General features: G+C 47.7%; 14 protein-coding genes. 6 read left to right on the top strand and 8 right to left on the bottom strand.

What is annotated here, in order from left to right:
• Positions 1-4 precede the first annotated feature (4 nt).
• Complete coding sequence (locus ACWYVB_RS02770; RefSeq protein WP_457528142.1) at positions 5-1498, bottom strand: CoA-acylating methylmalonate-semialdehyde dehydrogenase; 1494 nt, start codon at positions 1496-1498, stop codon at positions 5-7.
• Between the two features lie 23 nt (positions 1499-1521).
• Entirely contained in the window at positions 1522-2733 is a 1212-nt protein-coding gene (locus ACWYVB_RS02765; RefSeq protein WP_457527861.1) for a thiolase family protein, read from the bottom strand.
• A 276-nt stretch (positions 2734-3009) separates the two neighbouring features.
• Here ACWYVB_RS02765 and ACWYVB_RS02760 point away from each other — a divergent pair, with 276 nt between their 5' ends.
• The 5 genes from ACWYVB_RS02760 (at position 3010) to ACWYVB_RS02740 (ending at position 8027) form a co-directional block, all read left to right on the top strand.
• Entirely contained in the window at positions 3010-3384 is a 375-nt protein-coding gene (locus ACWYVB_RS02760) for a MerR family transcriptional regulator (RefSeq protein ID WP_012842485.1), read from the top strand.
• A 66-nt stretch (positions 3385-3450) separates the two neighbouring features.
• Positions 3451-4620: an isovaleryl-CoA dehydrogenase gene (locus ACWYVB_RS02755; RefSeq protein WP_457527859.1), complete on the top strand. Its 1170-nt coding sequence runs from the start codon at positions 3451-3453 to the stop codon at positions 4618-4620.
• Positions 4621-4645: 25 nt separating this feature from the next.
• Positions 4646-6250: a carboxyl transferase domain-containing protein gene (locus ACWYVB_RS02750; protein WP_457527857.1), complete on the top strand. Its 1605-nt coding sequence runs from the start codon at positions 4646-4648 to the stop codon at positions 6248-6250.
• Between the two features lie 29 nt (positions 6251-6279).
• Complete coding sequence (locus ACWYVB_RS02745; RefSeq protein ID WP_145472037.1) at positions 6280-7119, top strand: enoyl-CoA hydratase-related protein; 840 nt, start codon at positions 6280-6282, stop codon at positions 7117-7119.
• Positions 7119-8027, top strand: coding sequence for a hydroxymethylglutaryl-CoA lyase (locus ACWYVB_RS02740; protein WP_268844888.1), 909 nt, complete (start codon positions 7119-7121; stop codon positions 8025-8027). Before ACWYVB_RS02745 ends, ACWYVB_RS02740 begins: the two co-directional genes overlap by 1 nt.
• An 8-nt stretch (positions 8028-8035) precedes the next feature.
• Here the strand turns inward: ACWYVB_RS02740 and ACWYVB_RS02735 are convergent, their stop codons facing one another.
• The 5 genes from ACWYVB_RS02735 to ACWYVB_RS02715 all read right to left on the bottom strand — a co-directional run bounded on the left by ACWYVB_RS02735 (position 8036) and on the right by ACWYVB_RS02715 (position 14639).
• The gene (locus ACWYVB_RS02735; RefSeq protein ID WP_457527855.1) at positions 8036-8587 is read right to left on the bottom strand and encodes a DUF2301 domain-containing membrane protein; all 552 of its coding nucleotides are present in this window, start codon (positions 8585-8587) and stop codon (positions 8036-8038) included.
• 40 nt (positions 8588-8627) lie between these two features.
• A complete protein-coding gene (locus ACWYVB_RS02730) occupies positions 8628-9506 on the bottom strand; it encodes a DMT family transporter (RefSeq protein ID WP_048625206.1) in 879 nt (292 codons plus the stop codon).
• A 208-nt stretch (positions 9507-9714) separates the two neighbouring features.
• Positions 9715-12762, bottom strand: a complete 3048-nt coding sequence (ydiJ, locus tag ACWYVB_RS02725; RefSeq protein ID WP_457527853.1) for a D-2-hydroxyglutarate dehydrogenase YdiJ — start codon at positions 12760-12762, stop codon at positions 9715-9717.
• A gap of 55 nt (positions 12763-12817) precedes the next feature.
• On the bottom strand, positions 12818-13687 hold the full coding sequence (locus ACWYVB_RS02720; RefSeq protein WP_457527851.1) for an amidohydrolase family protein: 870 nt from the start codon (positions 13685-13687) through the stop codon (positions 12818-12820).
• Between the two features lie 58 nt (positions 13688-13745).
• Entirely contained in the window at positions 13746-14639 is an 894-nt protein-coding gene (locus ACWYVB_RS02715; protein ID WP_258587533.1) for an alpha/beta hydrolase, read from the bottom strand.
• A 154-nt stretch (positions 14640-14793) separates the two neighbouring features.
• On the opposite strand from ACWYVB_RS02715, the gene ACWYVB_RS02710 reads away from it, so the two are divergent.
• Complete coding sequence (locus ACWYVB_RS02710; RefSeq protein ID WP_457527849.1) at positions 14794-15750, top strand: GlxA family transcriptional regulator; 957 nt, start codon at positions 14794-14796, stop codon at positions 15748-15750.
• A gap of 37 nt (positions 15751-15787) precedes the next feature.
• On the opposite strand, the gene ACWYVB_RS02705 is transcribed toward ACWYVB_RS02710, so the two are convergent.
• Positions 15788-17158: an MmgE/PrpD family protein gene (locus ACWYVB_RS02705; RefSeq protein WP_457527847.1), complete on the bottom strand. Its 1371-nt coding sequence runs from the start codon at positions 17156-17158 to the stop codon at positions 15788-15790.
• Position 17159 lies beyond the last annotated feature (1 nt).

The raw sequence follows: 17159 nt of genomic DNA, 5'->3' as shown, positions 1-17159 counted from the left end.
TCACTCAGCGCAGTTGGATGGTCAAATTAGGCCCCGTTGGAATATCGTCATCAAACCAACGTGCCGTCACCGTTTTAGTCTCGGTATAAAAACGTACCGCTTGTTTACCATACGCATGCAAATCGCCATAGAAGCTGCCTCTCCAACCAGTAAAGGAGAAAAATGGTAAAGGGACTGGAATTGGCACATTGATCCCCACTTGACCGACTTGAATGTCATGCTGATATTTTCTTGCAGCAGCACCATTAGCGGTAAATATGGAAGTGCCGTTACCGTAAGGGTTGCGATTCACCAACTCAATGGCCTCTTGCAACGTTTCGACTTCCATACAAACTAAAACGGGGCCAAATATCTCTTGCGTGTAAATCGACATATTCGCTGTTACACCGCTAAACAAGGTTGGGCCAATCCAGTTTCCATCGGGAAAGCCTTCCACTTCACACTGACTGCCATCCAGTTCACACACTGCGCCTTGTTGTTTGCCATCTTCAATTAGGTCCAATACGCGTTGTTTAGCTTGTTCACTGATGAGTGGGCCATAAGCAGCTTGCTCATCGTCCCAAGGCCCTGGGTGTACTTTCGCCATTGCCTGTTTGAGGTCTGTAATCCATTGTTTTAAATCGCCGACAAATACCGCAACAGAAATCGCCATACAGCGTTGCCCCGCCGCCCCAACGGAGGACCCCACTAGGTTATTCACCACTTGTTCTTTGTTCGCATCAGGCATGATCACCATGTGATTTTTAGCACCAGCAAAAGCTTGAACGCGTTTAAAGTGTTTCGTACCCGTGGTGTAGATATAACGGGCAACAGGAACCGAGCCAACAAATGACACCGCTCGAATGTCAGGATGAGCCAGCAGAAAGTCGACTTGGTCTTTGCGACCATGAACAATTTGCAACACTCCTTTCGGTGCGCCAGCTTGCTCAAATAGTTCGGCTAAACGAATAGAGGTCAACGGCACTTGTTCGGAAGGTTTGAGCACAAACGTATTACCCGCCGCGATAGCGATTGGGAACATCCACAACGGAATCATGGCAGGGAAGTTAAACGGCGTAATGCCGCAACACACACCCAGGGGCTGAATCATTGAGTAACTATCAATATCCGTGGCAACGTTTTCGACGGTTTCGCCCATCATATTGCTGGCAATGTTTGCAGCCTGCTCAACCACCTCTATGCCTCGCCACACATCGCCTTTAGCATCCACTAAAATCTTACCCGTTTCATGAGAAAGCAGTGTGGCAAGCTCATCATGATGTTCTTTGAGAAGGTGCTGATAACGAAGCATGACTCTAGCACGCTCGGATACTGCCACTTCCTTCCAGGATTGGAATGTCTCTTTCGCATTATCAATGGCGGCTTCCATCTCGTGATCCGTTGAGCAGGGAACGTACGCAATGACATCATTAGTGGCAGGATTGGTCACCTCAACCCAATCCGAAGTTTGAGATTCACGAAACTCTCCACCAATAAACAAGGGAACTAAACGAGTCATCATTTACTCCTTTCTGATTTCAATTAAAGCGGTATTTCAATGCCTATCGCCGTTGCCTCTCCACCACCGATACAAAGTGACGCAACGCCTCGCATCACTTTTTTGGCGTCTAGATCACCGTCGGTACCTAAAGCTTGTAGCTGACGCAAACTATGAATCAATGTCACCAGAATTCGAGCGCCACTTGCGCCTATCGGATGCCCCAGTGCACACGCTCCGCCTTTAATATTGACTTTACTCATATCAAGCCCAAGTTCTGCTACCGCGATTTGTGTCACGACAGCAAAGGCTTCATTTATCTCCCACAGATCCACTTCGTCAATTGACCAATCCAACTGGGACAACAACTGTTCAATCGCATAAACGGGAGCCAAAGTATATTCAGCAGGTTTTCTGGCGTGTGTGGCGTGAGACTTGATAACGGCGTGTGGCTCAAGACCTTGGTGGATCGCAGTCTCTTCATCCATTAGAACAAGCGCTGCAGCGCCATCGGAAATCGCACTAGAATTAGCAGCGGTCACTGTGCCTTTTTTATCAAATGCAGGTTTGAGTTGAGGGATTTTATCCAGATCAATCGAGCGCGGGTGCTCATCGTAATCCAGCGTTCCTTGTTCAGACTTGGTGTTGAATTCAATCGGTGACAGCTCGTCTGCAAATAAGCCTCGCTCTTGAGCTTCCAACGCACGTTTTGCCGACATCACTGCCCATTCGTCCATTTGCTCTCTGGTAAACTTAAGCCTGTCTGCGACGTGCTGAGCATAAACACCCATTAAGTGCCCGTCGTACGCATCTTGCAATCCATCGAGAAACATGTGGTCATACGTCGACTGGTGGCCCATGCGCATTCCCTTTCTCGCCTCTTTCAATAAATACGGCGCATTGGTCATACTCTCCATACCACCAGCAATGGCCGTTCGAATCGTTCCAGCTTTGATAATATCGTGCGCCAACATGACGCTCTTCATGCCGGAACCACACACTTTATTGATAGTCGTGCACCCTACACTCATGGGTAAATCCGCACCAATTGCCGCTTGTCTCGCCGGGGCTTGCCCACAACCCGCAGGGAGCACACATCCCATGAAGACTTCATCTACAGATGTCACATTCACTTCGTGCATTGCCGCCTTGATCGCCAGTGCGCCTAATTGGGGAGCGGAGTAAGTTTGCAACTTTCCTTGAAAGCGCCCGATCGGCGTTCTCTTCGCGCTGACAATCCAGATGTCTTTTTCCATGATTCGCATTCCCTTGAGGTATATGTGAACACTAGACTGACTGATGACGCCCTTGCATGACATTGCTTACCAAGTGCTACGCCAGTCTTTGTCGCCCTTTCTCACTGACAAACTTTCATACTGCGATTTCTTGACGTTTACGTAAGCATAGCACTAGCCTTTACAATGAGATGAAAAAACACACCGAGTAGGCGTTTATCTTTCAAAATTTGCGTTCGGCCTTTCCGTTGAAGGTTCGATTTCAGAAACTGGATTTTTATTCGAGGTAAGTATGTTATGGAAAAATACAAGATCAGTGACCTCGCCAAGGAGTTTGATATTACCACTCGCAGTATCCGGTTTTATGAGGATGTAGGTCTGATTGAACCAGAGCGAAAAGGCAACATGCGCGTTTATCAACGCAGAGATAAAATTCGTCTCAAACTGATTTTAAGAGGGAAACGGCTCGGTTTTTCACTGGCAGAAATTCGTGAACTTTTCGAGCTCTATGACATGCAACAAACCGAAGGACAGTTATTGAAAATGCTCAATATCATTGAAGAGAAACAAGCCGTCCTACAACAGCAACTCAATGACATCAGCGTCGTAATGGCAGAGTTGAATGCCGCTAAAGAACGCTGTATTCAAACACTCAAAAGCAAAGAGACATAACCGCTATACTCAAATAGCGACACTGCAATCGGCTTTTCCACCTTACCTCTGATATCGGGAGACGTTATGAAAAGCACCTACGCCCCACTCAATTTCGGACTTGGTGATACCATCGATATGCTCCGAGACCACGTTAATGCCTTTGCTACGGAACATATTGCTCCCATCGCCGCAGATATAGACCGCGATAACCAGTTTCCGAACCATTTGTGGCCTTTGTTTGGAGAAATGGGGCTGCTCGGTGTCACCGTCGATGAAGAACTTGGTGGTGCAGGCATGGGATACCTTGCTCACGTTGTGGCGATGGAAGAGATCAGCCGAGCCTCTGCCTCCGTCGCTTTAAGCTACGGCGCTCATTCTAATCTGTGCGTCAATCAGATTTTTCTCAATGGCACGCCTTCTCAACGCAAGAAATACCTTCCCAAACTCATCGATGGTACGCACGTTGGCGCCCTAGCTATGAGTGAGCCCAATGCAGGTTCAGACGTGATAAGCATGCAACTGAAAGCGGAGAACAAGGGCGACCATTTTGTACTGAATGGCAACAAAATGTGGATCACCAACGGTCCCGACGCTGACATAGTGGTGCTTTACGCTAAAACGGATGTCAATGCAGGTTCACGAGGTATTACCGCATTCATTGTTGAACGCAACGTCGAAGGTTTCAGCCATGCTCAAAAGCTGGACAAACTAGGTATGAGAGGCTCGAACACTTGCGAACTTGTGTTTAACAATTGCGTAGTGCCGAAAGAGAATATTCTTGGCGAGCTGAATCAAGGCGTCGAGGTGTTAATGAGTGGGCTGGATTACGAGCGCGTCGTCCTCGCTGCAGGACCACTCGGGATAATGCAAGCTTGCATGGACATTGTGGTCCCGTACGTACATGAACGAGAGCAATTTGGAAAATCCATTGGCGAGTTTCAGTTAGTTCAGGGCAAGATCGCCGATATGTACTCTCGAATGAGTGCAGCAAAAGCGTATGTATATACCGTCGCAGCGGCTTGTGATCGAGGTAACGCAACACGCAAAGATGCCGCAGGAGCGATTCTGTACAGTGCAGAACTCGCCACACAAATGGCACTCGATGCAATCCAGTTGCTCGGTGGGAATGGCTACGTCAATGAATACCCTGCTGGTCGTTTGCTACGTGATGCAAAGCTTTATGAAATCGGCGCGGGTACCTCAGAGATTCGCCGCATGTTAATAGGCCGAGAACTGTTCGAAGAATCTCGCTAAAGGAACATACGACAAGGAAGTCATTATGGCCATTATCAAAAGTAAAACTAAGCCAACTGACGAGTTATTTCTTTCCAATAAAGCTGCGATGGAAACGTTGGTCACTCAACTGAATCAACACATCGAGACCATCAAACAGGGAGGCGGTGAAAAAGCCATTCAGCACCAGAGGCAAAAAGGAAAACTCCCCGCCCGAGAACGCATCGCGCGCTTGCTTGATGACAACACTGACTTTCTTGAAATCAGCCAGTTTGCCGCCTGGCAAATGTATGACGAATCCATCCCCTGCGCTGGCGTTATCGCCGGCATTGGTTTCATAGCGGGGATTCAATGTATGGTCATCGCCAACGATGCTTCGGTAAAAGGCGGAACCTACTACCCACTCACGGTAAAAAAACACCTTAGAGCGCAAGAGATAGCCCAACGTTGCCAACTCCCCTGCGTATACTTGGTGGACTCCGGTGGCGCAAATCTCCCTCATCAGTCCGACGTCTTCCCCGACAAAGAACACTTTGGTCGCATTTTCTTTAACCAAGCGAGGATGTCAGCAAAAGGCATCCCTCAGGTTGCTGTTGTGATGGGGCTTTGCACTGCTGGGGGCGCATATGTTCCTGCCATGGCGGATGTGTCCATTATGGTCAAAGAGCAAGGCACCATATTTTTGGCGGGACCGCCTCTAGTTAAAGCGGCCACTGGCGAAGTCGTGACGGGTGAAGAGCTCGGCGGGGCAGACGTGCATTGTCGTAAATCTGGTGTTGCTGATTATTACGCTGAAAATGATGAGCATGCCCTAATGCTTGCCCGAGAAGCCATTGCCAATGCCAATAGAGCGAAACCGATTAAGCCGGAAAACACCGTGCTACCTCCCCGCTACGATGCTGAAGAAATCTACGGAATCGTGAATGCCAACTTACGACTATCATTCGACGTTCGAGAAATCATTGCCCGCATCGTCGATGATTCTGATTTTGACGAATTCAAAGCCTTGTACGGCAGAACGTTAGTGTGTGGCTTTGCTCGCGTTCACGGACACTTGATCGGCATTGTGGCAAACAACGGCATCTTGTTTTCTGAATCGGCACAAAAGGGCGCGCACTTTATTGAACTTTGCGCCAAACGGAAAACACCGCTTCTCTTTCTCCAAAACATTACCGGATTTATGGTTGGGAAAAAGGTGGAAGAAGAAGGCATCGCAAAACATGGCGCCAAGCTGGTGATGGCCGTCGCTTGTGCTGACGTACCAAAGTTTACCGTAATCATCGGTGGGTCGTACGGCGCTGGCAATTATGGCATGTGCGGCCGAGCTTATGATCCAACCATGATGTGGATGTGGCCGAACGCTCGTATTTCTGTGATGGGCGGAGAACAAGCGGCAGGCGTCTTAACACAAGTTCGAAAAGACGCGAAGGAACGCCAGAGAGAAGCGTGGTCAGAGCAAGAAGAACACACTTTTAGAGAATCGATCATAGACTTGTATGAAACACAAGGACATCCCTATTTTGCGAGCGCTCGGCTATGGGATGATGGAATTATTGACCCCAAACAAACGCGTCAGGTGTTGAGTCAGGCGCTAACGGCAGCATTAAATGCTCCCATTCCTGATAGCGAGTTTGGCGTCTTCAGAATGTAAATATCCAAAGATAAATTAAGGAAGTTAGTATGCAGGAAATGCAACCAAGCATTATTCCCAACGCCCAAAGGCAAGATGATGTTCTTTGGCATGTCGATGACAATGGCGTAGCAACCATCACTCTAAACAGAACAGCCAAACACAATGCTTTTGACGCTTGTACGATCGACTTGCTGATCCACCGCCTAGATTATCTCGCTTTACGAACGGATGTGCGATGCTTGGTATTAAAAAGTAACGGCAAGCACTTTTCATCCGGGGCCGACCTGAATTGGATGCAGTCGATGGCCGACAGCACGAGGCAAGATAATTTCGTTGATGCCCAAAACTTGGCAAGACTCATGGAAACACTAGATTCGTTCCCTCAACCCACCATCGCGGTTGTACAAGGCTCCGCTTATGGCGGCGCGCTGGGATTGATTTGTTGCAGCGATATCGCCATCGCGAGCCAATGTGCCAACTTTTGCTTAAGTGAAGTTAAGCTTGGTTTAGTTCCGGCAACCATTGCACCCTACGTCATGCGCGCGATGGGGAATCGACAAGCTAGACGTTATATTTTAAGTGGTGAAGTCATTTCAGCCGAGGATGCCGAACGGTTTGGTATTGTGCACGAAGTGAAAGAAGCCAAACAACTTGAAAATGCGGTCGATAGCGTGATCAAGACGTTACTACTTAATAGCCCAGATGCGATGCGCAAAGCAAAAACGCTCTGTCACCAATGTCATCAAAACCCGATCGATCAACAACTGATTCACTATACCAGCAAGCTCATTGCAGACATTAGGGTATCGCCACAAGGCCAAGATGGCTTGCAAGCGTTTCTTGAAAAACGAAGCCCAAGTTGGATCACCAAATCACAGGACAAGTAATGCTGCCTTCCAAAGTAAATATTGTCGAAGTAGGTCCACGAGATGGGTTGCAAAATGAATCTCCTGTTGCGACCCACACTAAAATCCGTTTGATCAACTTACTCTCTGATACTGGTCTAACGCATATTGAGGCGGGCTCTTTTGTTTCGCCCAAATGGGTGCCACAAATGGCGGACTCAACAGAGGTCATGAAAGCAATAACAAGGCGAAATCATGTTACTTATTCTGCCCTGACACCAAACCTAAAAGGCTTCGAACAAGCCTTGGAGGCTGGTGCCAATCAGGTCGCAATTTTCACTTCATCATCAGAAGGATTCTGCCAACACAATATCAATTGCTCGATTGCAGAAAGTTTAACTCGCTTCGAGCCTGTAATGCGATTAGCCACCAAACACCGCATCCCTGTTCGAGGTTATCTATCCTGCGTTGCCGATTGCCCTTACGACGGTCCGACAGACCCTAGGCAGGTGGCGAGCGTGACCAAATCCCTCATTGATTTAGGGTGCTATGAGGTGTCTCTAGGTGACACCATCGGCACAGGCACGCCAAATCGAATTGCAGCCATGCTGGAGGCCGTCATGTTGGTTACACCTCTCCCCCTGCTTGCTGTCCATTTCCACGATACATGGGGACAAGCGCTCGCCAATATTCATCAAGCATTAAGTATGGGCATCAATACCATCGACAGTAGTGTAGCTGGGCTAGGTGGATGCCCATACGCTCATGGGGCCTCGGGGAATGTCGCGACGGAGGATGTACTGTATTTATGCCAAGGATTAGGGATCGAAACGGGGATCGACTTGGAGCTGTTAGCAAAAGCTGGCTGGATGATCAGCGAAGAGCTTAATCGAGAACCCACGTCAAAAGTATCGCTAGCTTTGCGTAACCGTATGACATCTCTAACATAAGACGTTTATTAAACCTCGTAGTTTGCTTTAATACCAATATCAAAATGAAGTGGCATCCGCCACTTTGATATAGACAGGAAACCCATAATTAAGCCAGACACCCCTGTTGCAATATTCGCTACCGTCAGTATTTCGAAACAAAACGCAAAGGTTGCGATGGCAAGTAGCACTGGCACCGCTTTCAAGCCTGGAACTTTAAAACAAAAGGACTCTTTCAGCGCCACACCGGAAAAAGTGACAAAGACAAAACCAAGAGAAAGCCACACGCGGGATAAGTCTGGATCGCTCACCATGAAGAGCAGTCCCACCCAAGTTGACCAGCTAATGACAGTACGCACAGTTTTACTGTAGACATGGATATTTGCTGCAGTTAATACACCTGCAATGGCGATGAGCAGCAACACATTTCGATCATAAAATGCCGAACCTTCAATAAGGTGCAAACCCGATATCGTCATCGCGATAAGTCCAAAGGCAAATACGCTAATTCCTAAACGGTATAAACAGACACTTAAAATATCTAAAAAGTCTAGTGATTCCTTATGCTCAGTATTGGCCATGCTTCACTCCTAAATTGTTCCCTACCCACATTTCTTGAAGCTACCTAGGGATAGACAAACGAAATCGCCCGCCAGTACGGTAAATAATAAGAGAAAATAAGATAAGCACACAGCCTACTAGCTTATTTGCCGTTAGCACTTCGCCATACCACAGCACGCTCAGAATGACGGTCCAAACTGGCTCTAATATCATGATCAAGGCAGCATTACCTGCCTGAACAAATTTTTGCCCCATGGTTTGCATTACGTAACGCAAGCTCGTCGCTAGCAAAGTGCTCAACGCGAACCACCACCAAATGGAGGAGTCAACCTCTGCCGGAAAAGACTCCATAAAGAAAGAAACCAACAAACCTAAACAACCAGCAGAAAAAAGCTGCACGCAAGTAAGCAGCAACACAGGCAATTTTTGAGAATATTTACTGTTCACATTAAAGTGAAGCGCAAGAACCAGTGCCGCCCCAAGAAACCAAAATTGACTGGCCGATTGCTTCCAACCGCCAACTAAAGAGAGACAGGCGAGACCTAATACCGCGATAGGCAAAGAAAGCCAGAAAATTCGTTGTGGTCGTTGACGAAACATAACCCACGCAACAATCGGCACAAATAGCATGGAGAGACTCATGATAAATGCGCCTTCCCCGAGCGTGTCGCTGATGGAGATGGCGTAAATCCATGTCATAACGGCACTACCTAACAGTAGCCCGACACCACCAGCAGAAAGCACATCTCTCAAATTCGCTTTCAACAAAGGTCGATAGCACAACGGCAGCAGACAGAGCGATGCAATAGTAAATCGCGCCCCGATAAAGCCGAAAGGTGGTAAACCCTGTATTGTTTCCTTAGAAAAGATCCAACCAAGTGCCGCGATCATCGTTGTCGCAACCAGAATAACCGTCGCTTTGCGTTCTGAGTTAAACATAAGTACTCACAAAATATGGAACACAGTATCGCAGCAAGGGAAGTTTGCTGCGCTGTTGTATCAATTTGAAAGGAGTTTCTGTCGAGCGGAAGTGAAAGCCCGATTCTCTCCTGTGTTGTTAAGCAGATTGAAGTTCTGCGGTCGGATACATTAAAGGCAGGCAAAGTCTTAAGGCAAGCGTTTTCGTATACTAAATTGCCTAAGCATCTTATGCACTAAACAAACTGGCTAAAACTTGGACCGGATGTCGAACGACCTCCCCTTCAAAACGCTTAACTTGACTGCGGCAGGAGTACCCCGTGGCTAACACACGCTCAGTGGGCAGGTTCTTTATATTCGGTTTCCAACTCAGTTGATAAATAGCTTCAGACGTACTTTTCTTATCCACTTCATGGCCGAATGTCCCTGCCATACCGCAACATCCCGCAGGTATCACATGCAGTTTTAAGCCAAAGTGATGAAAAATAGACTGCCAAGATTTCTCAGTCTGCGGTATTTTGGTCTTTTCTGTGCAATGCGCCATCAAATACCAAGGCTCTTCATCCGATGCGCGTACAACTGGCCATTCATTGAGTGTATCCACCAACCACTCATGAGCCGTATAAACTGTAAATTCGCCTCGCTTTTCTTTTAAAACCTGACGGTATTCATCACGATAACAAAGCACTAAGGCTGCATCGATACCGATCATAGGAATTTCAAGCTCAGCAACTTGGTTGAGAAAATCCGATGTGTTTTGTGCATTTCTGGCGAATGCCTTAAGGAAACCTTTTACATGTTGAGCTTTCCCATTAGGTTTGAAAGGCAGAACAACAGGGTGTTTCCCTAACCGCTGCAATAACTGAATAAAGTCCGAAACCAACTCGGCTTCATAAAAGCTGGTAAATGGATCTTGAACAATCAAGACGTAATTTTGCTTCACTTCTGGGGAAAGCGATTCTAAATACGAAAAGTCAAACGGGCTCACGCCAGGTGCCTGACATCGACTTTGCAACGTAGGGATAGATAGCACTGGCGAATCAACAAAACCGATGGATGTCTCTAATACTTGCGTAACGGGCCGAGTAGATGCAATTCGATTAACCAGCTTGGGGGCTTTTGCCATAATCGGCAGCAGTTGCTCAATATTCGACACCAGATAGTCGCGCAGAGGTCTGCGATAACGAGAGTGATAGAGGTGTAAAAAACGCGCTCTAAAATCAGGCACATCAACTTTAACAGGACACTGACTCGCACATGCTTTGCACGCTAGACAACCGTTCATCACCTCATAAACTTCATGCGATAAATCATCAGATGTGGGGCGAGATATCAACTTGCTCAGCTTCTGAGTCAAAAGCTTAACCGATAATGTTTGATTGAGAAGCTGTTGTTCGTTAGCGAGCAAATCGAAGCCACTGTCATTCAGGCGACGCAGCCATTCACGCATTATCCCAGCCCTCCCTTTCGGAGAGTGGCGACGATCGGCTGTTACTTTAAATGATGGACACATTGGGCTGTCAGCATCGTAATTAAAACACAGCCCATTGCCATTGCAAGACAGCACGGGCTTAAGCGACTCTCGCACTTCTACAGGGATCTGACGATCATAGTAGCCACGCTTGGTCGCTGTGACTTTTACCATTTCAGCGTCGCTATTCAGTGGCGTGCAAATCTTGCCCGGGTTCATTTTATTGTCGGGGTCAAACGCCGCTTTAATACGCCTTAATTCAGTAAAGAGCTCATCACCAAAGAAGGCTGGTCCATATTCTGAGCGATATCCTTTACCGTGCTCTCCCCACATTAAACCATTGTATTTTGCCACCAACGCGACCACATCATCGGACAGTTGATGCATCAACGCTTCTTGCTCAGGGTCACACATATCGAGCGCTGGACGCACGTGAAGAACGCCTGCATCCACATGACCAAACATGCCATAATGCAGGTTATTGCTGTCTAGCAACGTACGAAATTCCGCGATAAAGTCCGCCAAATTTTCAGGCGGTACACAGGTATCTTCCGCGAATGCAATCGGCTTTGCCTGACCTTTGGTCGCGCCAAGCAGCCCAACCGCTTTCTTGCGCATACCATAAATGGCTTGGATGTCTTGAGGTTCACGACAGACTTGATAACCGATGATACCACTGCGTCGGTGAGCCATTTCTTTATCGAGAATTGAAAGTAAGCGTTCAACTTTATCCTCAATATCATCGTTGTGACTGCCTGCGAACTCGACAAAGTTAATCCCTTGCATCTCTTTGCCCTGCACATCTGAGATCGCGTGTTTTACCGAGTGCCAGACAATGTCTTCTCTTGCAAGATTAAGCACCTTTGCATCAACCGTCTCTACCGATAGCGCCTCTGCTTCGACCATCAAGGGAGCATTTCGCAATGCAGAATCAAAGCTATCGTATTTAACGTTCACTAACCGTCGTGTGGTAGGTATTCGCGTAAGATTGAGCTTGGCTTCAGTGATAAAAGCTAACGTGCCTTCAGAGCCACATAATATTCTCGTGACGTCAAACTCTTCACTCTTGTCGTTGATGGCATTTTTTAGGTCATAACCAGTAAGAAATCGATTCAGAGGAGGAAACTTATCCAAAATCTGTTGACGCTTGTCTCGACAAACTTTCTCTGTAATTTTTAACGCTCGCGATACTACATCACTGTTTAACCATTTGTTTTGTTGAATAGCTTCGGTATCGAGCACCGAACCATCCGCCAATACGGCTTTGAGCGCCAACAGATGATCCGAGGTTTTACCATATTGCAAAGAGCCTTGGCCTGATGCATCGGTATTAATCATCCCACCTAATGTCGCGCGGTTGCTGGTCGACAGATCTGGCGAGAAGAAATAACCATAAGGACGAACGATGTCGTTGAGTTGGTCTTTGACTATCCCAGTTTCCACTCTCACCCAGCCTTCCTGCTCGTTAATCTCTAACACTCGATTCATGTAGCGAGACAGATCAACCACGATCCCCGAGTTCAATGATTGTCCGTTGGTGCCCGTTCCACCTCCTCTGGGCGAAAAGGTCAGGTGTTTAAATTCATCACGAGCACTGAACTTGCCAAGTATTACCACATCATGATGGTTGGCAGGAAAGACGACCGACAACGGAAGTTGCTGGTAGACGCTGTTGTCAGTCGCCATACTCAATCGAGTGGTATAGCGAGCATCAGTATCCCCCTTGAAACCAAGCTGTTTAAGGGTGTTAAAGAACTTGATAACCACAGGATCAGAGGAAACCTGTAGCGGAAGTGCAGGAAGCATAATTTGAATCAGTGCCTTACGGTTGTCTTTTTAGGTTCGTAATAGAAATGCGGAGTTAAAAGCGGTAGAGGCGCTTGGGGTTATCGACCAGAATCTTGCCAAACAGTGTCATATCTTGCGTCCAGTGCCACAAGGTATCTAACAACTGGCCATCATTTGGCATCTCAGCAGCAAAACATGGGTGAGGCCAATCCGATCCCCAGACACATTGCTCTTCATTCGCTTCTAACAAAGCTTGAGCAAATGGAGAAACGTCATCATAAGGCGGTGATTGAAGCGACAAACGATACGGTGCCGACAATTTTGTCCACACTTTCCCTTCGGCCTTAAGCTTCAATAAGGTTTGAAAACCAGGATGAGAAATAAGCTTGTTTGTTGGCATATGTCCAAGATGATCAATCACTACGGGCAGGGGTAAAGCCCTTAATCGCTGATATAAGTCATCAAACTGCGAAACATCAATTAAGCATTGAAGGTGCCAGTGTCGCTCTGCAAGGCGAGCCGCTAAACGTTCAACATCACGCCACTCAATACCACCTTTAAACAGTAGGTTCATCCGCACCCCACAAAATCCCGCTTCTTGTAGCTCATCCAGCGTTTGCTCGGACACATCCGCATCCACGACCGCGACGCCTTTGTAGTCGTAACCTTGCTGGCGTAAATACCGTAATGTATCAAGATGCAACTGGTTGTCATTGCCATACACACTCGGCTGAACCAGCACGCCATGACGGATGCCTAATTGCTGGTGCAAATGCAGGTACGCGCCGACGCTGGCATCAGGTGGTGTGTAGGTTCGCGTTTCACAGTACGGATAACGTGAAGAAAAAACGTGGGCGTGACAATCAACCGCGCCTGCAGGAATCGCAATTGTTGGTTTATGTACAAATGGGTCCGCCGCTTCACAAAATGGGATTATGCTCATCAAAAATCATCCTGTCAGAAAGGTAGAGGTGCCATCAACGAAAGCACCTCTTGAAGACTTAACTGAAGTTCTCACTCAACCAGTTTGCGATCACGCCAGAGAACTGAATAAACTTAGGATCGTCGTCCAACATCCACTCGGTGTGACCACCTTCAGGCAGTAAGAATAGAGATTTCGGCCCAGGGTATTTCGCGTACAGCGACTTTGCTTCGGTCACTGGGTGAAGGTCGTTTTCGGCACCGTGCGCAATTAAGATTGGCGCGTCTGCAAATCGCTCGTCCAGTAGAGCTTCTGGTTTGAAATTGATGAGAGAATCCGCAAAATCCAGATCAGATGTCACGCCATAGCCCGGCGCTTTGACCAGTTCAGTGAATACATATTCGCGGCTTACTGGATCAAGCGGGTAGATTTCAAATGGATCAATCCCCTGCTTTTCTCCACCAAGAGCAAGACGTGTACGCTCTTCTAACATAAATTGACGGAACGCTTTCCAACCGTGCTCACCACGTTGAGCAACCTGAACACGTACCGCATCATAAAAGCCGTTCATGGAGATAAGGCCATCAATCGCATCTTGGCAAACTCGGTAAGCATCAAGAATTAATCCACCCGCCATGCCCCAGCCAGCCAGTACGACTTTGCGACCTTCCTCGTTAGCGCGCTTTTTCACAACCGCAACCGCGTTGGCGATGTCGCGTACTTGTTCATCCAGAATAACTCGCTCACGAATGCCTTCAGATTCACCAAAGCCACGGTAGTCAAACCCGAATACTGTGAAGCCCTTTGCAGTTAAGGCTCTCGCGTAACGCTCTGGGTGAATATTTTTTTGCCCAGTAAAGCCTGAGCAGACAATAACGATCGGTAAGTCTGGATTGTTAACGTTCTCGTCAGTAAAGAAAGCGCCATCAAGGCGTAGACCATCACTAATTACTGGGGCTTTTTGTTCAATCATAATTATCTCGTCCAAATGAATGTGTATGCTCGACAAAGAACTCCTTGTCTTAAGTCACATCATGTTCGAATTTTGATAGCAATAATTTAACAATTGCGACATTCTTATCCAGAAATACGACATAGACGAACTGCCCACTTGGTGACCACAGAGAATGAAAACGACACACACGTATCGCATTGGTTTTTTCCTTATTCCTGATTTTTCGATGCTCTCTTTTTCGGCGGTTATCGAACCTCTTCGAATGGCCAACCGCCTCGCTGGTTGCGATTTGTATCAGTGGGATATTTATGGATTCGAAGATAAAGAAGTATCGGCCAGTAATGGCGTTTCATTCTCGCCAACACAGTCAGTCAACAACATTGCCCATTTAGACTTGCTGCTGGTTGTAGCAGGTATTGGTGCCCACGTTGCTGCTGCGAGTGGCTCGGTGAATCAGTGGTTAAAGCAAGCGCTTCGTCAAGGTATCGCCGTGGGCTCGACTTCGACAGGCAGCGTGTTGTTAGCAAAAGCTGGTCTGTTAAAAAACAAAACGTGTACCGTGCATTGGGAGTCCGCCAACAGCCTGGCAGAGGAGTTTCCAAACATTAACGTGACCAGTGAGTTGTACGAATTCGACCCACGCACACTAACTTGTTCGGGCGGCTTAGCCGGTTTGGATATGATACTTCATTTAATTACAAACCAACATGGAAGCGACTTGGCGAATCAAGTGGCTGAGCAATGCATTCACCCTGCTATTCGACCCGCGCATGATAAACAGCGGATGTCGTTAATCCGTAAGCACAACATCCGCCACCCGCGCCTGCTCGACGCTGTAGAGATCATGGAAGCCAACATGGAAGAACCGCTAAAATGCTATGAAATTGGCGAACAAGTAGGATTATCGGTCAGGCAGATGGAAAGGTTATTTTTGCAATACTTGCAAGATAAACCAGGTAATTACTACCTTCAATTGCGCTTAGAACGCGCTCAACATTTGCTGTTGCAAACCATGCTGTCCATTACTCAAATCAGTACCGCTTGTGGGTTCAGTTCTACATCGTATTTTGCGCGCTGCTACAAAAAACGCTATGAAAAAACGCCGCGTGAAGAGCGACGTTTAGCTTAAGATTGAGTAAGAGAAAAGAAGTTCGATCTCTTCGTTCTCATCGTGATGTGTCAGGTGATGTGTCAGGCGACGTGTCAGACGGCTTGTCAGACAAAGTACCTTGGTAAAGCAATGATAGCCAAGCAAGTACCCGCTCTTTGCTGGCTTTATCAAGTTGCAAACAGCCCTCTTCTATCGCTGACACGCGCGAAGCGGGTAGTTCTTTCTCTGCCAAAGTACGAAACTTACCTCGCATCTCGTCTCGACTGAGCGGATTTTCAGGATTACCTCGCGCAATACAGGGAGGCGAAGTCAGTTTGTCGCCATTTTTCAACGTCACCACGACATGCGCCCAGCGTTCGGCTGGAAACTTATCATTGTAAACGGGCTCTTCAATTAACTTCATCCGCTCCGTAAGTGCCAAGCGAGCAGGATCTTTCAGTCCTTTGGTGACGGCTTCTACCGTGACCGTATTATCCATGACCGCACTCGCGACTGAAAATGGCAAACTGTACTGAGCCTGCTCGGTTGTCTCTGGGCGCTTGGTATGCAGGCACACCGCCTGATGAAAGCTATGAACTTCGATAAGTTCAATCTCATCAGGTTCTAGTTTATTTTCTTGTTGCAGCGCTCTCACTGCTTCAACCGCGGGTTGAGCCCAACGACAAACCGGATACGGTTTAAAGTATTGCTCTAGGATATACCAACGCTGCCCTAAATCTGCCCACAAAGCGTGAGTTTGTTCGTCCAGCAGAGTCACGGCTGGCGCGCCAGTAAATCCCTCTTCTGCTAGCTCTGCACTGGCAAAGCCCGCCATCGCTCCCCAGCCAGAGCCGTCTTTGAGCATGGTTGGATGTTCAATACAACGCATCATTTGGCTGCGTGGACCATAAAACTCAGCAATGCCGAGCGCATGCTCTGTTTGTGCATCCGTTAAGTCTTTTCTTCTTGCAGACACCGCAGCGACGCCCAACGCATTCCAAGCACCAGAAGTATGATAATCACAAGCGGTTTGATGCAGCGCGATTCCGGCGCGAGTTGCTATTTCGTAGCCAATGACGAGGGACGTTAATAACTCTTCTCCCGTAACTGCTGACTCATGCATACTGGCGAGCAGCCCCGGCAAAACAGCGACGCCAACATGGCCTTTCGTCAGGACTTGGCCGTCGTGCGCGTCCATACTGTCAATCAACATGCCGCCATATAGAGTTGCCCCACAACCACTAGCCGTGTGATCAGAAAACAGCATCGGCGTATCACCGGCAAACTGCTTCTGCGCGAGTTTGGCTACCATGTTTTGCAGCTGCGTCGCTTTACCAGCTGCGGCGACACCTAACAAATCCAAGACGCAATATTTCGCTTGTTCAATAACGTCAGCGGGAAGCTGTTCAAAGGTTAATTCGTGAATAAATCGATGAATAGATTGCATC

This window comes from Vibrio sp. JZG10 (assembly GCF_054064075.1).
Note: the sequence above shows the minus strand (reverse complement) of the source record. Positions and strands in the feature narration are given on the sequence as shown.